A 22,535-nucleotide genomic window follows, 5' to 3' on the forward strand; every position below is an offset into this window, starting at 1 on the left:
TGCTTCGCTGACGAGTGGCGGACGGGTGAGTAATGTCTGGGAAACTGCCTGATGGAGGGGGATAACTACTGGAAACGGTAGCTAATACCGCATAACGTTGCAAGACCAAAGAGGGGGACCTTCGGGCCTCTTGCCATCGGATGTGCCCAGATGGGATTAGCTAGTAGGTGGGGTAACGGCTCACCTAGGCGACGATCCCTAGCTGGTCTGAGAGGATGACCAGCCACACTGGAACTGAGACACGGTCCAGACTCCTACGGGAGGCAGCAGTGGGGAATATTGCACAATGGGCGCAAGCCTGATGCAGCCATGCCGCGTGTATGAAGAAGGCCTTCGGGTTGTAAAGTACTTTCAGCGGGGAGGAAGGCGATAAGGTTAATAACCTTGTCGATTGACGTTACCCGCAGAAGAAGCACCGGCTAACTCCGTGCCAGCAGCCGCGGTAATACGGAGGGTGCAAGCGTTAATCGGAATTACTGGGCGTAAAGCGCACGCAGGCGGTCTGTCAAGTCGGATGTGAAATCCCCGGGCTCAACCTGGGAACTGCATTCGAAACTGGCAGGCTAGAGTCTTGTAGAGGGGGGTAGAATTCCAGGTGTAGCGGTGAAATGCGTAGAGATCTGGAGGAATACCGGTGGCGAAGGCGGCCCCCTGGACAAAGACTGACGCTCAGGTGCGAAAGCGTGGGGAGCAAACAGGATTAGATACCCTGGTAGTCCACGCCGTAAACGATGTCGACTTGGAGGTTGTGCCCTTGAGGCGTGGCTTCCGGAGCTAACGCGTTAAGTCGACCGCCTGGGGAGTACGGCCGCAAGGTTAAAACTCAAATGAATTGACGGGGGCCCGCACAAGCGGTGGAGCATGTGGTTTAATTCGATGCAACGCGAAGAACCTTACCTACTCTTGACATCCAGAGAACTTTCCAGAGATGGATTGGTGCCTTCGGGAACTCTGAGACAGGTGCTGCATGGCTGTCGTCAGCTCGTGTTGTGAAATGTTGGGTTAAGTCCCGCAACGAGCGCAACCCTTATCCTTTGTTGCCAGCGGTTAGGCCGGGAACTCAAAGGAGACTGCCAGTGATAAACTGGAGGAAGGTGGGGATGACGTCAAGTCATCATGGCCCTTACGAGTAGGGCTACACACGTGCTACAATGGCGCATACAAAGAGAAGCGACCTCGCGAGAGCAAGCGGACCTCATAAAGTGCGTCGTAGTCCGGATTGGAGTCTGCAACTCGACTCCATGAAGTCGGAATCGCTAGTAATCGTGGATCAGAATGCCACGGTGAATACGTTCCCGGGCCTTGTACACACCGCCCGTCACACCATGGGAGTGGGTTGCAAAAGAAGTAGGTAGCTTAACCTTCGGGAGGGCGCTTACCACTTTGTGATTCATGACTGGGGTGAAGTCGTAACAAGGTAACCGTAGGGGAACCTGCGGTTGGATCACCTCCTTACCTTAAAGAACCTGCCTTTGTAGTGTCCACACAGATTGTCTGATGAAAAGTAAATAGCAAGGCGTCTTGCGATTGAGACTGTACGTCCCCTTCGTCTAGAGGCCCAGGACACCGCCCTTTCACGGCGGTAACAGGGGTTCGAATCCCCTAGGGGACGCCACTTGCTGGTTCGTGAGTGAAAGTCACCTGCCTCAGTATCTCAAAACTCATCTTCGGGTGATGTTTGAGATATTTGCTCTTTAAAAATCTGGATCAAGCTGAAAATTGAAACGACACACAGCTCATGTGTGTTCGAGTCTCTCAAATTTTCGCAATCAGAAGATGAAACATCTTCGGGTTGTGAGGTTAAGCGACTAAGCGTACACGGTGGATGCCCTGGCAGTCAGAGGCGATGAAGGACGTGCTAATCTGCGAAAAGCGCCGGCGAGGTGATATGAACCCTTGACCCGGCGATGTCCGAATGGGGAAACCCAGTGCAATCCGTTGCACTATCGTTAACTGAATACATAGGTTAACGAGGCGAACCGGGGGAACTGAAACATCTAAGTACCCCGAGGAAAAGAAATCAACCGAGATTCCCCCAGTAGCGGCGAGCGAACGGGGAGCAGCCCGGAGTCTGAATCAGCTTGTGTGTTAGTGGAACGGTCTGGAAAGTCCGACGGTACAGGGTGATAGTCCCGTACACGAAAGCACACTTGCTGTGAACTCGAAGAGTAGGGCGGGACACGTGGTATCCTGTCTGAATATGGGGGGACCATCCTCCAAGGCTAAATACTCCTGACTGACCGATAGTGAACCAGTACCGTGAGGGAAAGGCGAAAAGAACCCCGGCGAGGGGAGTGAAAAAGAACCTGAAACCGTGTACGTACAAGCAGTGGGAGCCTCTTTTATGGGGTGACTGCGTACCTTTTGTATAATGGGTCAGCGACTTATATTCTGTAGCAAGGTTAACCGTATAGGGGAGCCGAAGGGAAACCGAGTCTTAACTGGGCGTTAAGTTGCAGGGTATAGACCCGAAACCCGGTGATCTAGCCATGGGCAGGTTGAAGGTTGGGTAACACTAACTGGAGGACCGAACCGACTAATGTTGAAAAATTAGCGGATGACCTGTGGCTGGGGGTGAAAGGCCAATCAAACCGGGAGATAGCTGGTTCTCCCCGAAAGCTATTTAGGTAGCGCCTCGTGAACTCATCTTCGGGGGTAGAGCACTGTTTCGGCTAGGGGGCCATCCCGGCTTACCAACCCGATGCAAACTACGAATACCGAAGAATGTTATCACGGGAGACACACGGCGGGTGCTAACGTCCGTCGTGAAGAGGGAAACAACCCAGACCGCCAGCTAAGGTCCCAAAGTCATGGTTAAGTGGGAAACGATGTGGGAAGGCACAGACAGCCAGGATGTTGGCTTAGAAGCAGCCATCATTTAAAGAAAGCGTAATAGCTCACTGGTCGAGTCGGCCTGCGCGGAAGATGTAACGGGGCTAAACCATGCACCGAAGCTGCGGCAGCGACACTATGTGTTGTTGGGTAGGGGAGCGTTCTGTAAGCCGTTGAAGGTGTGCTGTGAGGCATGCTGGAGGTATCAGAAGTGCGAATGCTGACATAAGTAACGATAAAGCGGGTGAAAAGCCCGCTCGCCGGAAGACCAAGGGTTCCTGTCCAACGTTAATCGGGGCAGGGTGAGTCGACCCCTAAGGCGAGGCCGAAAGGCGTAGTCGATGGGAAACAGGTTAATATTCCTGTACTTGGTGTTACTGCGAAGGGGGGACGGAGAAGGCTATGTCAGCCGGGCGACGGTTGTCCCGGTTTAAGCATGTAGGCGGAGGTTCCAGGTAAATCCGGTACCTTGTTAACGCTGAGGTGTGATGACGAGGCACTACGGTGCTGAAGTGATAAATGCCCTGCTTCCAGGAAAAGCCTCTAAGCATCAGGTAACACGAAATCGTACCCCAAACCGACACAGGTGGTCAGGTAGAGAATACCAAGGCGCTTGAGAGAACTCGGGTGAAGGAACTAGGCAAAATGGTGCCGTAACTTCGGGAGAAGGCACGCTGATGTGTAGGTGAAGCCCCTGCGGGCGGAGCTGAAATCAGTCGAAGATACCAGCTGGCTGCAACTGTTTATTAAAAACACAGCACTGTGCAAACACGAAAGTGGACGTATACGGTGTGACGCCTGCCCGGTGCCGGAAGGTTAATTGATGGGGTTAGCTGTAAGGCGAAGCTCTTGATCGAAGCCCCGGTAAACGGCGGCCGTAACTATAACGGTCCTAAGGTAGCGAAATTCCTTGTCGGGTAAGTTCCGACCTGCACGAATGGCGTAATGATGGCCAGGCTGTCTCCACCCGAGACTCAGTGAAATTGAACTCGCTGTGAAGATGCAGTGTACCCGCGGCAAGACGGAAAGACCCCGTGAACCTTTACTATAGCTTGACACTGAACACTGGTCCTTGATGTGTAGGATAGGTGGGAGGCTTTGAAGCGTGGACGCCAGTCTGCGTGGAGCCAACCTTGAAATACCACCCTTTAATGGCTGGTGTTCTAACGTAGACCCGTAATCCGGGTTGCGGACAGTGTCTGGTGGGTAGTTTGACTGGGGCGGTCTCCTCCCAAAGAGTAACGGAGGAGCACGAAGGTTGGCTAATCCTGGTCGGACATCAGGAGGTTAGTGCAATGGCATAAGCCAGCTTGACTGCGAGCGTGACGGCGCGAGCAGGTGCGAAAGCAGGTCATAGTGATCCGGTGGTTCTGAATGGAAGGGCCATCGCTCAACGGATAAAAGGTACTCCGGGGATAACAGGCTGATACCGCCCAAGAGTTCATATCGACGGCGGTGTTTGGCACCTCGATGTCGGCTCATCACATCCTGGGGCTGAAGTAGGTCCCAAGGGTATGGCTGTTCGCCATTTAAAGTGGTACGCGAGCTGGGTTTAGAACGTCGTGAGACAGTTCGGTCCCTATCTGCCGTGGGCGCTGGAGAATTGAGGGGGGCTGCTCCTAGTACGAGAGGACCGGAGTGGACGCATCACTGGTGTTCGGGTTGTCATGCCAATGGCACTGCCCGGTAGCTAAATGCGGAAGAGATAAGTGCTGAAAGCATCTAAGCACGAAACTTGCCCCGAGATGAGTTCTCCCTGAGACCTTGAGTCTCCTGAAGGAACGTTAAAGACTATGACGTTGATAGGTCGGGTGTGTAAGCGCAGCGATGCGTTGAGCTAACCGATACTAATGAACCGTGAGGCTTAACCTTACAACGCCGAAGCTGTTTTGGCGAAGAGACAGACACGATTTTCAGCCTGATACAGATTAAACAGAATTTGCCTGGCGGCTTTAGCGCGGTGGTCCCACCTGACCCCATGCCGAACTCAGAAGTGAAACGCCGTAGCGCCGATGGTAGTGTGGGGTCTCCCCATGTGAGAGTAGGGAACTGCCAGGCATCAAACAAGTGAAGAGGCCATCCGCAAGGATGGCCTTTTTGCGTTTATACGTCGAAAAAATGTAGGCCAGGTAAGGCGAAGCCGTCACCCGGCAGATCTCAGACTGCACACCACGCCAAAATAAACGCTGCAATCCCTTCCACATTATTCAAATCCAGAACCGGTACTTCCAGCGACAACGCAACGTCACTGGCCACGGCAATCACATGCTCATCCAGCATTAGTTCGCTAACATCATGCCCGGCGCCGTTTCTGAACAGCAAGATCTTAGGCACGGCCTCATGCTTAAACCCCTCAACCAGCACCAGATCCAGCGTGGAGTGATCCATCCGGCTGACAAGATAAGCGAGATCCAGCGGTGCTTCATCCGGTGTTTCTGTCATTAACGCCCAGCGCTGGTTACTCGCCACCATCGTTTGTGCAGCGCCAGCCTTACGCAGCTCATAGCTATCTTTCCCCGGCTTATCGACATCCATGTTATGGTGCGTATGCTTAATCAATCCGGGACGAATGCCTTTGGCGCAAAGTGCAGGTATTAGTTTTTTTAGCAGCGTAGTCTTCCCGGTGCCACTCCAGGCAGAGATCGCTAATACGGGTATCATTTCTTCTCCTGCATTATCTGCAAATCTTCCGTCGTGTTTACATTCACAAACGCCGATTTCATGTCGCTGAAATCAACGGAATGCCCTCCGGACTGACGCATAAATACCATAACGCGTCGCTCTCCTGCGGCCAAATAATCTTCCAGCGCGGATATTAACGAGCGATTAATCAATGCGATCGTTGGATGGTCGCGTTCACCGTCGTGTACCCAGACGACGGGAGCACCACCGCGCCGCTGCACCAGACGTTCAACCAGGCAGGACGGGATGAAGGGCGTATCACATGAACAAAAGAGAAACCACTCTCCATGCGACTGCTGCATAACGGAAAGCATTCCCGCCAGCGGACCGGGGTAGTCCACCAGGTTATCCTGATAAACCGGATACCCGCTGCGCTGATAAATATCAACATGTCGGTTAGCGCTGATCGCCATCGAGGACACCTGATCTGCAAGCGTATCAGCAACATGCTGCCATAATGGTGTGTTATTCAGGAGCTGAAGCCCCTTATCCTTTCCGCCCATACGCGTTGCCCTGCCCCCGGCCAGAACAACTCCGATGATTTCCTGGCATTGATTCACGAATATCGCCTCTTTTATTGTGGGATTGACCCTGCTAACGTGTCTCTCTAAATGAAAGGAGCACTACCATGAAATGTAAACGTCTTAATGAAGTCATTGAGCTTCTCCAGCCGGCCTGGCAAAAAGAGCCAGAGCTGAATCTGATGCAATTTTTACAGAAACTGGCGAAAGAGTCAGGTTTTGATGGCGAACTGGCAGACCTTTCTGACGACATCCTGATCTACCACCTGAAAATGCGTGACTCGGCTAAAGATGCTGTTATTCCTGGCATTCAGAAAGATTATGAAGAGGATTTTAAAACCGCATTACTGCGTGCCCGAGGCGTAATTAAAGAGTAAAAGCTTGTAAGCGGAGCCACCGAAATCGCCACAAGATGATATCCTGAATCATTCGTATAATTTCCGGATGATCGGATGAACGACCAGGCTTTTACTTTCCAGACACTACACCCGGATACCATTATGGATGCGCTGTTCGAACAGGGTATTCGGGTGGATTCCGGGTTAACCCCTTTAAACAGCTACGAAAACCGTGTCTACCAATTTCAGGACGAAGAGCGCCAGCGCTTTGTCGTAAAGTTTTACCGTCCACAGCGCTGGTCCGCAGAACAAATTCAGGAAGAGCATCAGTTTGCCCACGATCTGCTGGATGACGATGTTCCCGTTGCGGCACCCATTAAATTCAATAACCAAACGCTGCTGACCCATCAGGGCTTTTACTACGCGATATTTCCGAGCCTGGGCGGAAGACAGTTTGAGGCGGATAATATTGATCAGATGGAATGGGTTGCCCGCTATCTGGGGCGCATTCATCAGACGGGACGTAAAAAACCGTTTGTTGCCCGTCCGACGATTGGTGTTCAGGAATATCTTATTGAGCCGCGACAGGTATTCGAAACATCGGCGCTGATCCCGAATGCGCTAAAGGATAATTTCCTCACGGCGACCGATAAGCTTATTGATGCTGTAAAAGCCTGCTGGCGGGATGATATTACTACTCTGCGCCTGCACGGTGACTGCCACGCCGGGAATATTCTCTGGCGCGATGGCCCACTATTTGTCGATCTTGATGACGCACGTATGGGACCCGCGGTGCAGGATCTGTGGATGCTGCTCAACGGTGATAAAGCCGAGCAGCGCATGCAGCTTGAGACCATAATTGAAGCTTATGAAGAATTTAGCCCCTTTAATTCAGACGAAATTGCCTTGATAGAACCTTTACGTGCGATGCGATTTGTTTATTATCTCGCGTGGTTAATCAGGCGTTGGGAAGACCCGGCTTTTCCCCGAAATTTCCCCTGGCTTACCGGGGAGGATTACTGGCGCAACCAGATATCCACATTTACCGCGCAGGTTAAGGTTCTACAGGAACCCCCTTTGCAATTAACGCCGATGTATTAATTGGACACACCCAGGAGAGAGTTAATCATGAAAAAAATTTGGCTGGCGCTGGCTGGTATGATTCTGGCATTTAGCGCAACTGCTGCGCAGTTTACCGACGGCAAGCAGTACATAACGCTGGACAAGCCTGTTGCTGGCGAGCCTCAGGTGCTGGAGTTCTTCTCCTTCTACTGCCCGCACTGCTACGAGTTTGAGCAGGTACTTCATGTTTCTGACAACGTGAAGAAAAAGCTGCCGGAAGGCACCAAAATGACGAAATACCACGTTGAGTTCCTTGGCCCACTGGGTAAAGACCTGACTCAGGCATGGGCGGTCGCGATTGCGCTGGGTGTGGAAGATAAGATCACCGCGCCTATGTTTGAAGCCGTACAGAAAACCCAAACCGTACAAACTACGGCAGATATCCGTAAAGTATTCGTGGATGCCGGTGTGAAAGGTGAAGACTATGACGCTGCCTGGAACAGTTTCGTGGTGAAATCTCTCGTGGCACAGCAGGAAAAAGCTGCCGCTGACTTCCAGTTGCAGGGCGTGCCGGCGATGTATGTTAACGGCAAATACCAGGTGAATATGCGTGGTATGGACACGACCAGCATGGATATCTTCGTACAACAGTACGCTGATACCGTGAAATACCTGGTTGAGAAAAAGTAACAACCAAAAAGAAAAACGCCGGTCACTGACCGGCGTTTTTGTATGAAGATTTAATCTTCGCTATCTGCTCGTCTTTCTCTTTCCAGAGTGTATTAAGCCAAAGCTGGAAACGACGTTTGAAGTTTTTATCGTTGACGTAATCCCCGTGCAGTTCAGTATTGACGGGCACCAGATCAACGCGGACAACGATACGCGTCAGCCTGCCGCTGAGCATATCGTAGAATGGCGTCCTGTCGTTTTCCGGATAGCAGAGCGTTACGTTCAACAATTTATCGAACTGCTCACCCAGCACGTTGAGCGCCATTGCGATGCCCGCTGCCTTTGGCGGCAACAGGTTCTGATAAGGAGAGCGAGTTTGCTGGCGCTTCTCTTCGGTAAAGCGCGATCCTTCGACGAAGTTAACAATGGTGGTGGGATGCGCGCGAAACTTCTCGCAAGAACGGCGCGTGGTTTCCACGTCCTTACCGCGGCGTTCCGGATGACGAATCAAATAGCTGCGTGAATAGCGTTTCATAAACGGCATATCCAGCGCCCAGCAGGCCAGACCAATGAAAGGCACCCAGGCCAACTGCTGTTTCAGAAAGTATTTGTTCATCGGAATGTGTTTGCGAAACAGTACGCACAATACAACGATGTCGGCCCAGCTGTGGTGATTGCAGATCAGCAGATACCAGTTCTTTTTGTTCAGCTTCTCCAGCCCCTGAACATCCCACTTCAGCCAGGGGTTCAGATGCAGCAGGATCGCCAGCCCTTCACACCAGCAGTACATCATAAAATTACAAAAAGCAGACACCGCGCGCCATACCGGAGGGACAGGCAGCAGAAGTTTAATTATTCCGGCAACGATGATTGGCACAGAACAGGCGATGGTAACCAGAATAGTTAAAATGACGCTTAACCATAATGTTATCGCTGCGAGTATTCTCGACATAATGAATTTATTCAGATAGTTAGCTGTAATTGAGCAGCCGGCTATCCGGTGCTGGGCGCCGATCTTATCAGAAATTCGCTCAGACCAGGGCGGTTTCACACCAGGAGGCTGCGGCTTTTCCTGCCAGGCAGCGAATTTTTGCATATAGACAGAGTGCTTAAGTCTTATATCCACATAGACTAAAGAAACATCAGTGAAGCGCGATCTTAAGTGATCTTATAGCAATGCTTTGATTTTATTATATAAATAAGTTTTCAGTATCACTTTTATAAAGCTGTTATTCACCTGTATTAAAAATATGCACAAACTTATCCACAGTTTTGTTTTGCGAGCGATCTTCCCGATCGCAAAATCTTTTTCTGTATAAAGCGCTAAAACCTGATGTTTTCATCCTTCTGTGGCATCCTTTACCCATAAATTCATAAAAGGCACGGACATTATGGTTCAGATCCCAGAAAACCCACTTATACTCGTCGATGGCTCTTCTTACCTGTATCGGGCGTATCATGCGTTTCCTCCTCTGACCAACAGCGCAGGGGAACCTACCGGCGCAATGTACGGCGTGCTGAATATGCTTCGCAGCCTGATTCTGCAATACCACCCAACCCATGCGGCCGTGGTGTTTGATGCGAAGGGTAAAACCTTCCGCGATGAATTATTTGAGCATTACAAATCTCACCGTCCCCCTATGCCTGACGATCTGCGTGCGCAAATTGAACCGTTGCACGCTATGGTGAAAGCGATGGGGCTGCCACTGCTGGCGGTCTCAGGCGTTGAAGCTGATGACGTAATTGGTACCCTGGCGCGCGAAGCGGAAAAAGCAGGCCGCCCGGTTCTGATCAGTACCGGTGATAAAGACATGGCGCAGCTGGTAACGCCCGGGATCACGCTGATCAACACCATGACAAACACCATTCTTGGCCCGGAAGAAGTGGTCGCCAAATATGGCGTGCCGCCAGAGCTCATTATTGATTTCCTCGCCCTGATGGGCGATTCCTCGGATAACATTCCTGGCGTACCGGGCGTAGGCGAAAAAACAGCTCAGGCGCTGCTGCAAGGGCTGGGCGGGCTGGATACGCTGTATGCAGAACCCGACAAAATTGCCGGTCTTACCTTCCGTGGCGCAAAAACCATGGCCGGAAAGCTCGCCGATAACAAAGAGGTGGCTTATCTCTCCTATCAGTTGGCCACCATCAAAACTGACGTAGAGCTGGAGCTTACCTGCGAGCAGCTGGAAGTGCAGGAACCCGCCGCCGCCGAACTGCTTGGCCTGTTCAGAAAATACGAATTTAAACGCTGGACCGCGGATGTTGAAGCCGGGAAATGGCTTCAGGCGAAAGGGGCTAAACCTGCGGCGAAGCCGAAAGAGACCATCGTTGTCAATGCCGAAGAGCAGGCAGAAGAAGAGGCGGTAGCGCTCTCCTTCGACAACTATGAAACCATCCTTGAAGAGTCACGGCTCATCGCCTGGATTGAAAAGCTGAAAAAAGCGCCAGTATTTGCTTTCGATACCGAAACGGACAGCCTTGATAACATTACGGCTAATATGGTGGGCCTGTCATTCGCAACGGAGCCGGGTATTGCAGCCTATGTTCCGGTGGCTCACGACTATCTGGATGCGCCGGAGCAAATCTCCCGCGAGCGCGCCTTAGAACTGCTGAAGCCGATTCTGGAAGATGAGAAAGTGCTGAAGGTTGGGCAAAACCTGAAGTACGACCGCGGTATTCTGCAAAACTACGGCATTGAGCTGCGTGGTATCGCTTTTGACACCATGCTGGAATCTTACATTCTGGACAGCGTGGCGGGCCGCCATGATATGGATTCCTTATCCGATCGTTGGCTGAAACACAAAACCATCACCTTTGAAGAAATTGCCGGTAAGGGCAAAAATCAGCTGACCTTTAACCAGATCGCGCTGGAAGAAGCAGGCCGCTACGCCGCGGAAGACGCTGACGTCACGCTACAGCTGCATCTCAAAATGTGGCCGAAATTGCAGAAGCACGAAGGGCCGCTGAATGTGTTCCAGAACATTGAGATGCCGCTGGTGCCTGTGCTGTCCCGCATTGAGCGCAATGGCGTTAAAATCGACCCAACGGTGCTGCATAACCACTCTGGAGAGCTGGCGCAGCGCCTGACCGAGCTTGAACAGAAGGCGCATGAGCTTGCTGGCGAGGCATTTAACCTGTCGTCACCGAAACAGCTGCAAACCATCCTGTTTGAAAAACAGGGTATCAAGCCGCTAAAGAAAACCCCGGGCGGCGCCCCTTCAACCTCTGAAGAGGTGCTGGAAGAGCTGGCGCTGGACTATCCGCTGCCAAAAGTTATTCTGCAATACCGTGGTCTGGCTAAGCTGAAATCGACCTATACCGACAAACTGCCGTTGATGATCAACCCGAAAACGGGCCGCGTGCACACCTCCTATCACCAGGCTGTGGCGGCGACCGGGCGACTTTCGTCAACCGATCCTAACCTTCAGAACATTCCGGTGCGTAATGAAGAGGGCCGCCGTATTCGCCAGGCTTTCATTGCGCCAGAGGATTATCTGATTGTCTCCGCGGACTACTCGCAAATCGAACTGCGTATTATGGCGCACCTGTCACGCGACAAAGGCCTGCTGACGGCCTTTGCCGAAGGGAAGGACATCCACCGGGCAACCGCTGCCGAAGTGTTTGGGCTGCCGCTGGAGAGCGTGACAAACGAGCAGCGTCGTAGTGCAAAAGCGATCAACTTCGGTCTGATTTACGGCATGAGTGCCTTTGGTCTTTCACGCCAGCTCAATATCCCGCGTAAAGAGTCGCAGAAGTATATGGATCTCTACTTCGAGCGGTATCCGGGCGTGCTGGAATATATGGAACGTACCCGCGCACAGGCGAAAGAGAAAGGCTACGTTGAAACGCTGGATGGCCGTCGTCTCTACCTTCCGGACATCAAATCCAGCAACGCCGCGCGCCGGGCTGGTGCTGAACGTGCTGCGATCAACGCCCCTATGCAGGGCACTGCGGCGGACATCATTAAACGCGCAATGATTGCCGTCGATGCCTGGCTCGAAAAAGAGAAACCGCGCGTGAAAATGATCATGCAGGTACACGATGAACTGGTCTTTGAAGTTCATAAAGACGATCTGGAGACGGTCTCTCAGAAGATCCATGAACTGATGGAAAACAGCATGAAGCTGGACGTTCCGTTGCTGGTGGAAGTGGGTAGCGGCGAAAACTGGGATCAGGCTCACTAATGGTTATCGGAATAACGCGCGTTTTATGTAAGTAAGCAACATAAGTACGCGCGTTTTGTGACGATCATTAGAATTCCCTATGTAAAGAATGAAAAAAAACTACAAAAAGTGCTTTGTCCAGCGATAAAAAAAGAGTAGAGTTAACGACGTAGGGTACAGAGGTAAGATGTTCTATCTTTCAGACCTTTTACTTCACGTAATCGGATTTGGCTGAATATTTTAGCCGCCCCAGTCAGTAATGACTGGGGCGTTTTTTATTGCGGCAAAGAAAGTTTCAGGCGAAAAAAAGCGCGGTCATCGCCGCGCCTGTTGTTACTCTGCTTCCGCTTCAGTCGCCGGTTCCAGATCGTTAAACCAGCTGTCGAGCTTCTGTCGCAGTTTATCCACGCCCTGCTTTTTCAGCGAGGAGAACGGTTCAACCTGTACATCACCGTTGAATGCCAGCACCGCTTCACGAACCTTGTTCACCTGCGCCTTGCGCGCGCCGCTCGCCAGCTTATCTGCTTTTGTCAGCAGCACCAGCACCGCAATATCGCTTGCCACCGCCCAGTCAATCATCTGCTGGTCGAGATCTTTTAGCGGATGACGAATATCCATCAGCACCACCAGACCTTTCAGACACATGCGTTTTTCCAGGTATTCACCCAGCGCACGCTGCCATTTGATCTTCATCTCTTCCGGTACCTGCGCGTAACCGTAGCCCGGTAAATCGACCAGGCGTTTGCCTTCAGCCACTTCAAACAGGTTAATCAGCTGAGTACGGCCAGGTGTTTTTGAGGTACGCGCCAGGTTTTTCTGATTGGTGAGCGTATTCAGGGCACTGGATTTTCCCGCATTGGAGCGGCCAGCAAATGCCACTTCAATCCCTGTGTCTGAGGGCAGGTGGCGAATATCGGGCGCACTGGTGACAAAATGCGTCTGTTGGTAGTTCCAGGTAGTCACGTGGTCGTCTCCAAAAATCGTAATCTGCGGGGATTATACCTGAATGCGGGCAAAAGGCTTTTCCCTTCGTCATTGACATGTAAGTGAAAGCCCTACTGAATGTAAGAGATCTGCCCTTAAGCGTATGAGAAATTTAAGAGAAATCGCAGGCGCTAAAAAACTCAAAATATTAAAATTCAAAGAGTTATTAATGAGTAATTATCTGAAAATCCGGTTTTGTACCTTTTCATAGCTTGTTAGTTTAAGGGAACAAGGTAAAGTGTGTGCCAGGGCGAGGATGCCAACAGGATAACGACTTAAGGATAAGGGTCAGGAGCGCCAGGAGGCGAAGACTCAGGATTGTCAGGACGACCGACGCCTGGAGGCGTTTTTAACAGGAAACGGAACCGTATCACGGACGGTAGTAGCCAAGGGATAAACAGGGTTTGTTGCAGGCAAACAGGGAATGTCTGACCCGTTAAGGGTTGTGAGTCAGGAAAAAAGGCGACAGATTGCTCTGTCGCCTTTTTTCTTTGCTTGCTTTCTGCTAGATTTCGCCGCAATTCTATACTGAAGAAAACGACTTAAAGATAAAACATCATGAAAAAACCGACCTCCGCTGCGGGCGTGAAACGCCCTGCAAAAGCACGCCGCAAAACGCGCGAAGAACTGAATCAGGAAGCGCGCGATCGCAAACGCGATAAAAAACATCGTGGCCATGCTGCGGGTAGCCGTGCTAACGGTGGCGGTGCCGCAGGCGCTTCTGCAAAAGGCAAACAGCAGAAAGATCCTCGTATCGGCAGTAAAACTCCCATTCCACTGGGCGTGACAGACACGCCGGTCACTAAGCAGCACAAACCAAAGAGCGAGAAACCTATGCTTTCACCGCAGGCTGAGCTGGATATGCTGGAGAACGATGAGCGCCTGGATGCGCTGCTGGAACGTCTTGAAGAGGGTGAAACCCTGACCGCTGAAGAGCAGTCCTGGATGGACGCCAAACTGGACCGCATTGATGAACTGATGCAGAAGCTGGGTCTGTCCTACGATGATGAAGAAGACGAAGAGGAAGACGAAAAGCAGGAAGATATGATGCGTCTGCTGAAAGGTGGAAACTAACATTTGCACCCGGCAGGTACACTCGTCCTGCTTATAACCCTTCCGGTTATATGTTATCTGGTGTGGTTATTCGTTAAACTACGGCGGTTGTCGCGGCGACAGAAGTGGCTGCGCACCCGAATGATGTCCCGCAACGGGACCAGAAGGGGCCGCCGTATACGAACGCGACACCAACGGAAGGAGTGAGCATGTCTGTACCATCTATCGACTGGGATTTGGCCCTGATCCAGAAATATAACTATTCCGGGCCGCGTTATACCTCATACCCCACCGCGCTGGAGTTTTCTGACGCTTTCGGCGAGGCGGATTTTCAGCAAGCTGTGGCGCGCTATCCCGAACGCCCGCTGTCGCTCTACGTCCATATTCCGTTCTGCCATAAGCTCTGCTACTTCTGCGGCTGCAATAAAATCGTTACCCGCCAGCAGCACAAAGCCGATCAATACCTCGATGCGCTCGAACAGGAAATTCTGCACCGCGCACCGCTGTTTAAAGGGCGTCACGTCAGCCAGCTTCACTGGGGCGGTGGTACGCCAACTTATCTGAATAAAGCGCAGATCAGCCGCCTGATGGCGCTGCTGCGCGGCAATTTTAGTTTTAACGACGACGCCGAAATTTCGATCGAGGTCGATCCGCGTGAAATCGAGCTGGATGTGCTGGATCATTTACGCGCCGAAGGTTTCAACCGCCTGAGTATGGGCGTACAGGACTTCAACAAAGAAGTACAGCGCCTGGTAAACCGCGAGCAGGACGAAGCGTTTATCTTTGCCTTACTCAACCATGCGCGTGAAATCGGCTTTACCTCAACGAATATAGACCTGATTTACGGCCTGCCGAAGCAGACGCCGGAGAGCTTCGCCTACACGCTTAAACGCGTGGCTGAGCTTAACCCGGACCGTCTGAGCGTCTTTAACTATGCGCACCTGCCGACGCTGTTCGCCGCTCAGCGCAAAATCAAAGATGCGGATCTGCCTTCCGCCCAGCAGAAGCTGGACATTTTGCAGGAGACCATCGCCTCGCTGACCGAAACCGGCTATCAGTTTATCGGAATGGATCACTTTGCCCGCCCTGACGATGAACTGGCGATTGCCCAGCGCGAAGGTGTTCTCCACCGTAACTTCCAGGGCTACACCACCCAGGGCGATACCGATCTGCTCGGAATGGGCGTCTCCGCCATCAGCATGATTGGCGACTGCTACGCCCAGAATCAGAAAGAGCTGAAGCTGTACTATCAGCAGATAGACGAAACCGGCAACGCGCTGTGGCGCGGCATTGCGCTAACGCGCGACGACTGCATCCGTCGGGACGTGATTAAGGCGCTTATCTGCAACTTCCGTCTCGAATTTCGCGAGGTGGAGTCGCAATGGGATCTGCAATTCAGCGATTACTTTGCCGAAGACCTGAAGCTTCTGGCGCCGCTGGCGAAAGACGGGCTGGTGAATGTGTCGGAGAGTGCGGTTGTCGTCACGCCGAAAGGACGTCTGTTGATTCGTAATATCTGCATGTGCTTCGATGCCTATCTGCGTCAGAAGGCGCGTTTACAGCAGTTCTCGCGGGTGATTTGAGCTGTAATGCCGGGTGGCGGCTTTGCCTTACCCGGCCTACTTAAGTGCGAGATGTAGGCCGGGTAAGCGAAGCGCCACCCGGCTTTTCATCGACAGCGCGTTAGCTAAACAGCCCAACCAGTGCCGCACACAATACCGCCGCAACGGCAGTTTGTGGCGTGTGGCTTTCTGCTGCTCCGCTCGAAAGCAAAGTCACTAATGATTCCAGCATGATGCTCCCCCCTGTTTCCGGGCACGATCATACAAAACTCATCGGAACAGTAAAGCGCAAAATAACGGCACTTTGCGCTCAATTAGTAACCTTTACACAGCGGAGTAAGATCACTCCATTCCCAGCTCTTTCAGCTTGCGCGTCAGGGTGTTTCGACCCCATCCCAACAGGCGAGCCGCTTCCTGTTTGTGGCCCTGGGTATGACGAAGCGCGGTAGTCAACAGCGTGCGCTCCATCTCAGGCTGCGCTTCGGAGAGCAGATTTTGATGACCGGAACGCAGCGCGCGATCTGCCCACTGCGCCAGCAGCGTCGCCCAGCTGTCCGGCAGCGCATGTCCGGCGGTGCTTTCGGGCACGGTGGCTTCAAACAGCTCGGCGGGGAGATCCTGAATCAACACTTCCTGTCCGGCGGCCATTACGGTCAGCCAGCGACAGGTGTTTTCCAGCTGACGCACGTTGCCCGGCCACGCCAGACGGGTGAGGGCGGCATCCGTTTCCGGATGAAGCTGCTTGGCTTCCACGCCCAGCTCGCGGGCCGCCACTTGCAGGAAATGGCGCGCCAGACGCGGGATATCTTCCCGACGCTCGCGCAGCGGCGGCAGATGGACGCGGATCACGTTCAGACGATGGAATAAATCCTCACGGAATTTCCCCTCCTGCACGCGCAGCTCCAGGTTCTGGTGCGTCGCGGCAATAATACGCACGTCCACCTTCACCGGCGCATAGCCGCCCACGCGGTAAAACTGGCCATCTGCCAGCACGCGCAGCAGTCGGGTCTGAACATCCAGCGGCATATCGCCGATTTCATCCAGGAATAGCGTTCCGCCGTCAGCCTGTTCAAAGCGTCCCTGACGAATGGTATTTGCCCCGGTAAACGCCCCTTTTTCGTGGCCGAACAGCTCAGATTCAATCAAATCTTTGGGGATCGCCGCCATGTTCAGGGCGATGAAAGGCGCTTTCGCCCGCGGGCTGTGGCGATGCAGGGCGTGCGCAACCAGCTCTTTACCGGTCCCTGATTCACCGTTAATCAAGACGCTGATAGACGAGCGCGACAGACGCCCGATGATGCGAAACACGTCCTGCATGGCCGGCGCTTCACCGATGATGTCCGTCGTAGGCCCGAAATCCGGCGCGTGGCGGGGCTGCTGTTGCTCCTGATAGTGGCTGATGGCGCGTTCGACCAGGGCAACGGCTTCGTCGATATCAAACGGTTTTGGCAGATAATCAAACGCCCCCTGCTGGTAGGCGCTAACGGCGGCATCCAGGTCGGAGTGGGCGGTCATTATGATGACCGGAAGCATGGGGTGGCGCTGTTTGATCTGCTTTAAGAGCGCCAGTCCGTCCATGCCCGGCATGCGAATATCCGAGAGCAGAACGTCCGGCGTTTTGGTGGTGAGTGCGTCGAGCACTTCGCTGCCGCTCTCAAACGTCGTGCAGCTTAATCCCGCTCCTGTGAGCGCGCGTTCAAGCACCCAACGGATGGAGCTATCGTCATCGACTACCCAGACTATCCCTCGTTGCATAAACGTCACCTTTATTTTTTAATCGGCAGGAAAACCGAAAACTCGGTATGTCCCGGCCAACTGGTAAATTCAATTTTGCCGGAGTGTTGGTCAATCAAATTACGGGCTATGGATAACCCCAGCCCGGTGCCGCCTTCGCGACCGCTGACCATCGGGTAGAACAGGGTGTCCTGGAGATGCGGCGGGATCCCCGGCCCGTTATCTTCTACATCAATGCGTGCTGCCAGACGATAACGCACGCCGTGCAGCGTCAGCTGGAACGCGGTGCGGGTACGCAGAATAATTTCGCCACCCTCCGGGCCCAGCGCCTGCAACGCGTTACGCACAATGTTCAACAGCACCTGTTCAATCTGGTCCGGATCGTGCGCCAGCTCCGGCAGGCTTGGGTCGTAATCACGCACCAGCGTGACGTTATCCGGCAGCTCCATAGAGACGAGTTTCACCACCCGCTCCGCGACCTTGTGAATGCTTTCTGAAATATGCATCCCCGGCTGCTGCGGCCCGAGCAGGCGATCGACCAGATTACGCAGACGGTCCGCCTGCTCGATAATGACGTTGGTATACTCCGCCAGGGCAGGGTCAGGCAGCGCTTTGGTCAAAAGCTGTGCCGCACCGCGTAAGCCGCCCAGCGGGTTTTTAATTTCATGAGCCAGCCCGCGCACCAGGTCGCGCGCCGCAATCTGCTGAGCATGCTGTAGCTGCTCCTGACTGAGACGACGCTGGTTATCCATCGGCGCCATTTCCAGCAGAATCATGCCATCTGGCAGGCGCTGTGCGGTGAGGGACAAAATATGCGAGCGTCCGTCAATCACCAGCGTCACTTCGTTATCGGTGAAGCCCTGACCCGCCTGCAAACTCTCCTGCATCAGGCCAATATTCAGCGAGAAATAGCTCAGCAGTTCCGGCAGCGGCGTGCCAAACAGTTTACGGGCGCTTTGGGCGAGCAGCTGCTGTGCCGCCGGATTGGCGTAATGCACCGCCAGCTCGTCGTCGACCAGCAAAATACTGTTAATCAAAGAATTGAGGATCTGCCCAGCATCGGGCAGCGTGCCAGTTGCCATTCAGCAGTCTCCTGGAGTCGTTGCACTATTTTAGTGCAGTATAGCGTTTTAGAGGTAAAAAGCGCGTGAGATCAGGTTGTTGGTGGAGAAAAAAGCCCATCCGAAGATGGGCTAAAGTTTCCACGGCAACTACTCCCGACGCGTATGCGCCGGGTAAAACAAATCAATTAAACGCTGTAGTACAGTTCGAACTCAACTGGGTGCGGCGTCATGCGAACGCGGTCGTTTTCTTCGGTACGCAGCGCGATGTAAGCGTCGATAGCTTCATCGGTGAACACGCCGCCAGCGGTCAGGAACTCACGGTCTGCGTCCAGCGCTTGCAGGGCTTCTTCCAGAGAGCCAGCAACCTGTGGGATCTCTTTCGCTTCTTCTGGCGGCAGGTCGTACAGGTTTTTGTCCATGGCTTCGCCCGGGTGGATCTTGTTCTTGATACCGTCCAGACCGGCCATCAGCAGTGCTGCGAAGCACAGGTATGGGTTAGCCGCCGGGTCCGGGAAGCGCACTTCGATACGACGCGCTTTCGGAGACGCCACCACCGGGATACGGATAGACGCAGAACGGTTACGGGCAGAGTAAGCCAGCATCACCGGTGCTTCGTAGCCTGGGACCAGACGCTTGTAGGAGTTGGTGGTCGGGTTCGCCAGGGCGTTGATCGCTTTAGCGTGCTTGATAACACCGCCGATGTAGTGCAGCGCCTGCTCAGACAGACCCGCATATTTGTCGCCAGAGAACAGGTTGGTGCCGTTCTTGGACAGGGACATGTGGCAGTGCATACCGGAACCGTTATCGCCAAACATGGGTTTTGGCATGAAGGTCGCGGTTTTACCGAAACGGTGCGCAACGTTGTGCACAACGTATTTGTAGATCTGAATCTCATCCGCTTTTTTGGTCATGGTGTTGAAGCGGGTAGCAATTTCGTTCTGGCCAGCCGTTGCCACTTCGTGGTGGTGCGCTTCAACAACCAGGCCCATCTCTTCCATGATCAGACACATGGTAGAACGGATGTCCTGTGAAGAATCGACCGGAGGAACCGGGAAGTAACCGCCTTTCACGCCCGGACGGTGACCTTTGTTACCACCTTCGTATTTGGTGGAAGAGTTCCATGCGCCTTCGATGTCATCGATAGCAACGTGGGAACCAGAAATGGAAGCACCAAAACGGATGTCATCGAACAGGAAGAACTCTGGCTCTGGCCCGAACAGAACGGTGTCTGCGATACCGGTAGAACGCAGGTACTCTTCAGCGCGTTTTGCGATGGAGCGTGGGTCACGGTCATAGCCTTGCAGCGTGCCAGGTTCCAGGATATCGCAGCGGATGATCAGCGTAGGTTCTTCGTAGAACGGGTCAATGAGCGCAGTGGTTGCATCTGGCATCAGAACCATGTCGGATTCGTTAATGCCTTTCCAGCCGCCAATGGAGGAGCCGTCAAACATTTTGCCTTCTTCAAAGAATTCGGCGTTCACCTGATGAGCAGGGATCGTGACGTGCTGTTCTTTACCTTTGGTATCGGTGAAGCGCAGATCAACAAACTTCACTTCATGTTCGTTCAGCATCGTCAAAACGTGTTCAGCGGACATACTTAACTCTCCAGATTGGTCATTGTCGTCGTGGTAACGAGGTCTTCAAATCGGCTGGGCTGCCATATTTTTACTGTATTTCTGTAAAGCGAAATCTGTGCCAACTTTTAAAACACCCCAAAAAGGCGTTATCATGCGCACCATAGTGCAGAAGGGCTGCACCACATTGGATTTGTTGCACCATTATAGTGCTTCTGTGTGAACATCGAGCACCATATTGGTGCAATTTACGTTAAAGTGCCCTTTTACCGCTCCGTGAAAGCGATCACAAAGCATCTCTGCAATACTTGTTTGCGGGGGATGTTTGTGATCCTGTTTTGTAGTGCGATTAATCCGTGTACAATAACGCGCTATTTCTAAATGCCTGAGGCAAAGTTGTGATCGAAAAATTGCGTAATATCGCCATCATCGCGCACGTCGACCATGGTAAAACTACCCTGGTTGATAAGCTGCTACAGCAGTCCGGTACGTTTGATGCTCGTGCCGAAACTCAAGAGCGTGTGATGGACTCCAACGATTTGGAGAAAGAGCGTGGGATTACCATCCTCGCCAAAAACACCGCTATCAAATGGAATGACTACCGTATCAACATCGTTGATACCCCAGGGCACGCCGACTTCGGTGGTGAAGTTGAGCGCGTGATGTCCATGGTGGATTCCGTGCTGCTGGTGGTTGACGCATTTGATGGCCCTATGCCGCAAACGCGCTTCGTGACCAAAAAAGCATTTGCCCACGGCCTGAAACCTATCGTTGTGATCAACAAGGTTGACCGTCCTGGCGCGCGTCCTGACTGGGTTGTTGACCAGGTCTTCGACCTGTTCGTTAACCTCGACGCGACCGACGAACAGCTGGACTTCCCTATCGTTTATGCGTCTGCGCTGAACGGTATCGCCGGTCTGGATCACGAAGACATGGCGGAAGACATGACTCCGCTGTACCAGACGATTGTTGACCGCGTTCCTGCGCCAAACGTTGACCTGGAAGGCACCCTGCAAATGCAGATCTCTCAGCTCGACTACAACAACTACGTTGGCGTAATCGGCATTGGTCGTATCAAGCGCGGTAAAGTGAAGCCTAACCAGCAGGTCACTATCATCGATAGCGAAGGCAAAACCCGTAACGGTAAAGTCGGTAAAGTTCTGACTCACCTGGGTCTTGAGCGTATCGAGAGCGACATCGCTGAAGCGGGCGACATCATCGCCATCACCGGTCTGGGTGAACTGAACATCTCCGACACCATCTGCGATCCGCAGAACGTCGAAGCGCTGCCAGCCCTGTCCGTTGATGAACCAACCGTATCCATGTTCTTCAACGTCAACACCTCTCCGTTCTGTGGTAAAGAGGGTAAGTTTGTTACCTCTCGTCAGATCCTTGACCGCCTGAACAAAGAGCTGGTGCACAACGTTGCGCTGCGCGTTGAAGAAACCGAAGACGCTGATGCATTCCGCGTTTCGGGTCGTGGTGAGCTGCACCTGTCTGTTCTGATTGAGAACATGCGTCGTGAAGGTTTCGAGATGGCGGTTTCCCGTCCGAAAGTTATCTTCCGCGAAATCGATGGCCGTAAACAAGAGCCATTCGAAAACGTAACGCTGGACGTTGAAGAGCAGCACCAGGGTTCTGTGATGCAGGCACTGGGTGAGCGTAAAGGCGACCTGAAAAACATGAATCCAGATGGCAAAGGCCGCGTACGTCTCGACTACGTGATCCCAAGCCGTGGCCTGATCGGCTTCCGTTCTGAGTTCATGACCATGACTTCCGGTACTGGTCTGCTGTACTCCACCTTCAGCCACTACGACGACGTTCGTCCGGGCGAAGTGGGCCAGCGTAACAACGGCGTGCTGATCTCCAACGGTCAGGGTAAAGCGGTTGCGTTTGCGCTGTTCGGTTTGCAGGATCGCGGTAAGCTGTTCCTGGGCCACGGCGCTGAAGTTTACGAAGGCCAGATCATCGGTATTCACAGCCGTTCTAACGACCTGACGGTAAACTGCCTGACCGGTAAGAAACTGACCAACATGCGTGCGTCCGGTACTGACGAAGCAACGGTTCTGGTTCCACCGATCAAGATGACGCTGGAGCAGGCTCTGGAATTCATCGATGATGACGAACTGGTCGAAGTGACGCCTCAGTCAATTCGTATCCGTAAACGTCACCTGACCGAGAACGATCGTAAACGTGCAATGCGCGGTGCGAAAGAAGAGTAATTCGGTTATGCCGTAGGCCGGGTAAGCGCATGCGCCACCCGGCAACGAAAAAGCCGCTGAGCGATCAGCGGCTTT

The 22,535-nt window shown here is 53.0% G+C and carries 15 protein-coding genes, 1 tRNA gene and 3 rRNA genes; 11 read left to right on the forward strand and 8 right to left on the reverse strand.

The genetic code is table 11. The features are described from left to right. From SK58_RS02170 to rrf, 4 genes are all read left to right on the forward strand, one after another. Positions 1 to 1,455 (forward strand): 16S ribosomal RNA (locus SK58_RS02170). A gap of 84 nt (positions 1,456 to 1,539) precedes the next feature. Next, positions 1,540 to 1,615, forward strand: a tRNA-Glu gene (locus SK58_RS02175). Positions 1,616 to 1,798: 183 nt separating this feature from the next. Then, positions 1,799 to 4,704, forward strand: a 23S ribosomal RNA gene (locus SK58_RS02180). 70 nt (positions 4,705 to 4,774) lie between these two features. Continuing rightward, positions 4,775 to 4,890, forward strand: a 5S ribosomal RNA gene (gene rrf / locus SK58_RS02185). Together the 16S, 23S and 5S rRNA genes with 1 tRNA gene alongside form the textbook arrangement of a ribosomal RNA operon. Before the next feature lie 99 nt (positions 4,891 to 4,989). On the opposite strand, the gene mobB is transcribed toward rrf, so the two are convergent. Together mobB and mobA are read right to left on the reverse strand one after the other, a co-directional pair. Continuing rightward, on the reverse strand, positions 4,990 to 5,493 hold the full coding sequence (gene mobB / locus SK58_RS02190; protein ID WP_017694039.1) for a molybdopterin-guanine dinucleotide biosynthesis protein MobB: 504 nt from the start codon (positions 5,491 to 5,493) through the stop codon (positions 4,990 to 4,992). Next, positions 5,490 to 6,074: a molybdenum cofactor guanylyltransferase MobA gene (gene mobA / locus SK58_RS02195; protein ID WP_017694040.1), complete on the reverse strand. Its 585-nt coding sequence runs from the start codon at positions 6,072 to 6,074 to the stop codon at positions 5,490 to 5,492. The genes mobB and mobA overlap by 4 nt, the downstream gene beginning before the upstream one ends. Before the next feature lie 68 nt (positions 6,075 to 6,142). Here mobA and SK58_RS02200 point away from each other — a divergent pair, with 68 nt between their 5' ends. The 3 genes from SK58_RS02200 to dsbA all read left to right on the forward strand — a co-directional run bounded on the left by SK58_RS02200 (position 6,143) and on the right by dsbA (position 8,125). Further along, positions 6,143 to 6,412, forward strand: a complete 270-nt coding sequence (locus tag SK58_RS02200) for a YihD family protein (RefSeq protein ID WP_003861904.1) — start codon at positions 6,143 to 6,145, stop codon at positions 6,410 to 6,412. Between the two features lie 75 nt (positions 6,413 to 6,487). Then, positions 6,488 to 7,474: a serine/threonine protein kinase gene (locus tag SK58_RS02205; protein WP_015569895.1), complete on the forward strand. Its 987-nt coding sequence runs from the start codon at positions 6,488 to 6,490 to the stop codon at positions 7,472 to 7,474. Between the two features lie 27 nt (positions 7,475 to 7,501). Further along, positions 7,502 to 8,125: a thiol:disulfide interchange protein DsbA gene (gene dsbA / locus SK58_RS02210; protein ID WP_003861908.1), complete on the forward strand. Its 624-nt coding sequence runs from the start codon at positions 7,502 to 7,504 to the stop codon at positions 8,123 to 8,125. Positions 8,126 to 8,147: 22 nt separating this feature from the next. Here the strand turns inward: dsbA and SK58_RS02215 are convergent, their stop codons facing one another. Beyond that, positions 8,148 to 9,056 carry an acyltransferase gene (locus tag SK58_RS02215; RefSeq protein WP_026080562.1) on the reverse strand — a complete coding sequence of 303 codons (909 nt, stop codon included), beginning with the start codon at positions 9,054 to 9,056 and terminating at the stop codon, positions 8,148 to 8,150. Between the two features lie 439 nt (positions 9,057 to 9,495). On the opposite strand from SK58_RS02215, the gene polA reads away from it, so the two are divergent. Further along, entirely contained in the window at positions 9,496 to 12,288 is a 2,793-nt protein-coding gene (polA, locus tag SK58_RS02220; RefSeq protein WP_017382666.1) for a DNA polymerase I, read from the forward strand. A gap of 312 nt (positions 12,289 to 12,600) precedes the next feature. On the opposite strand, the gene yihA is transcribed toward polA, so the two are convergent. Next, positions 12,601 to 13,230, reverse strand: coding sequence for a ribosome biogenesis GTP-binding protein YihA/YsxC (gene yihA, locus SK58_RS02225; protein WP_003861913.1), 630 nt, complete (start codon positions 13,228 to 13,230; stop codon positions 12,601 to 12,603). 579 nt (positions 13,231 to 13,809) lie between these two features. Between yihA and yihI the strand changes: the two genes are divergently transcribed. Continuing rightward, positions 13,810 to 14,325: a Der GTPase-activating protein YihI gene (gene yihI, locus SK58_RS02230; protein ID WP_048219304.1), complete on the forward strand. Its 516-nt coding sequence runs from the start codon at positions 13,810 to 13,812 to the stop codon at positions 14,323 to 14,325. A 188-nt stretch (positions 14,326 to 14,513) separates the two neighbouring features. Continuing rightward, complete coding sequence (gene hemN / locus SK58_RS02235; RefSeq protein ID WP_017694042.1) at positions 14,514 to 15,887, forward strand: oxygen-independent coproporphyrinogen III oxidase; 1,374 nt, start codon at positions 14,514 to 14,516, stop codon at positions 15,885 to 15,887. A 100-nt stretch (positions 15,888 to 15,987) separates the two neighbouring features. On the opposite strand, the gene SK58_RS22800 is transcribed toward hemN, so the two are convergent. The 4 genes from SK58_RS22800 to glnA form a co-directional block, all read right to left on the reverse strand. Continuing rightward, on the reverse strand, positions 15,988 to 16,098 hold the full coding sequence (locus SK58_RS22800; RefSeq protein ID WP_017382667.1) for a YshB family small membrane protein: 111 nt from the start codon (positions 16,096 to 16,098) through the stop codon (positions 15,988 to 15,990). A gap of 110 nt (positions 16,099 to 16,208) precedes the next feature. Next, positions 16,209 to 17,621: a nitrogen regulation protein NR(I) gene (glnG, locus tag SK58_RS02245; RefSeq protein WP_003861919.1), complete on the reverse strand. Its 1,413-nt coding sequence runs from the start codon at positions 17,619 to 17,621 to the stop codon at positions 16,209 to 16,211. A gap of 11 nt (positions 17,622 to 17,632) precedes the next feature. Continuing rightward, positions 17,633 to 18,682 (reverse strand): nitrogen regulation protein NR(II), encoded by a 1,050-nt coding sequence (gene glnL / locus SK58_RS02250; RefSeq protein WP_015569900.1) that lies wholly within the window; start codon positions 18,680 to 18,682, stop codon positions 17,633 to 17,635. 167 nt (positions 18,683 to 18,849) lie between these two features. Next, positions 18,850 to 20,259: a glutamate--ammonia ligase gene (gene glnA / locus SK58_RS02255; RefSeq protein WP_003861925.1), complete on the reverse strand. Its 1,410-nt coding sequence runs from the start codon at positions 20,257 to 20,259 to the stop codon at positions 18,850 to 18,852. 377 nt (positions 20,260 to 20,636) lie between these two features. Between glnA and typA the strand changes: the two genes are divergently transcribed. Continuing rightward, a complete protein-coding gene (gene typA / locus SK58_RS02260; protein WP_006808726.1) occupies positions 20,637 to 22,460 on the forward strand; it encodes a ribosome-dependent GTPase TypA in 1,824 nt (607 codons plus the stop codon). The last annotated feature ends 75 nt before the right edge of the window (positions 22,461 to 22,535 follow it).

The organism is Enterobacter sp. BIDMC93, from assembly GCF_001037805.1.
Taxonomy (GTDB): domain Bacteria; phylum Pseudomonadota; class Gammaproteobacteria; order Enterobacterales; family Enterobacteriaceae; genus Enterobacter; species Enterobacter hormaechei_C.

Excerpts from the sequence above, each read along its gene's own strand:
- yihI (WP_048219304.1), top strand. The coding sequence starts at position 13,810 with ATGAAAAAACCGACCTCCGCTGCGGGCGTGAAACGCCCTGCAAAAGCA.
- hemN (WP_017694042.1), top strand. The coding sequence starts at position 14,514 with ATGTCTGTACCATCTATCGACTGGGATTTGGCCCTGATCCAGAAATAT.
- mobB (WP_017694039.1), bottom strand. The coding sequence starts at position 5,493 with ATGATACCCGTATTAGCGATCTCTGCCTGGAGTGGCACCGGGAAGACT.
- SK58_RS22800 (WP_017382667.1), bottom strand. The coding sequence starts at position 16,098 with ATGCTGGAATCATTAGTGACTTTGCTTTCGAGCGGAGCAGCAGAAAGC.
- glnG (WP_003861919.1), bottom strand. The coding sequence starts at position 17,621 with ATGCAACGAGGGATAGTCTGGGTAGTCGATGACGATAGCTCCATCCGT.
- polA (WP_017382666.1), top strand. The coding sequence starts at position 9,496 with ATGGTTCAGATCCCAGAAAACCCACTTATACTCGTCGATGGCTCTTCT.
- dsbA (WP_003861908.1), top strand. The coding sequence starts at position 7,502 with ATGAAAAAAATTTGGCTGGCGCTGGCTGGTATGATTCTGGCATTTAGC.
- glnA (WP_003861925.1), bottom strand. The coding sequence starts at position 20,259 with ATGTCCGCTGAACACGTTTTGACGATGCTGAACGAACATGAAGTGAAG.
- SK58_RS02205 (WP_015569895.1), top strand. The coding sequence starts at position 6,488 with ATGAACGACCAGGCTTTTACTTTCCAGACACTACACCCGGATACCATT.
- SK58_RS02215 (WP_026080562.1), bottom strand. The coding sequence starts at position 9,056 with ATGTCGAGAATACTCGCAGCGATAACATTATGGTTAAGCGTCATTTTA.
- SK58_RS02200 (WP_003861904.1), top strand. The coding sequence starts at position 6,143 with ATGAAATGTAAACGTCTTAATGAAGTCATTGAGCTTCTCCAGCCGGCC.
- glnL (WP_015569900.1), bottom strand. The coding sequence starts at position 18,682 with ATGGCAACTGGCACGCTGCCCGATGCTGGGCAGATCCTCAATTCTTTG.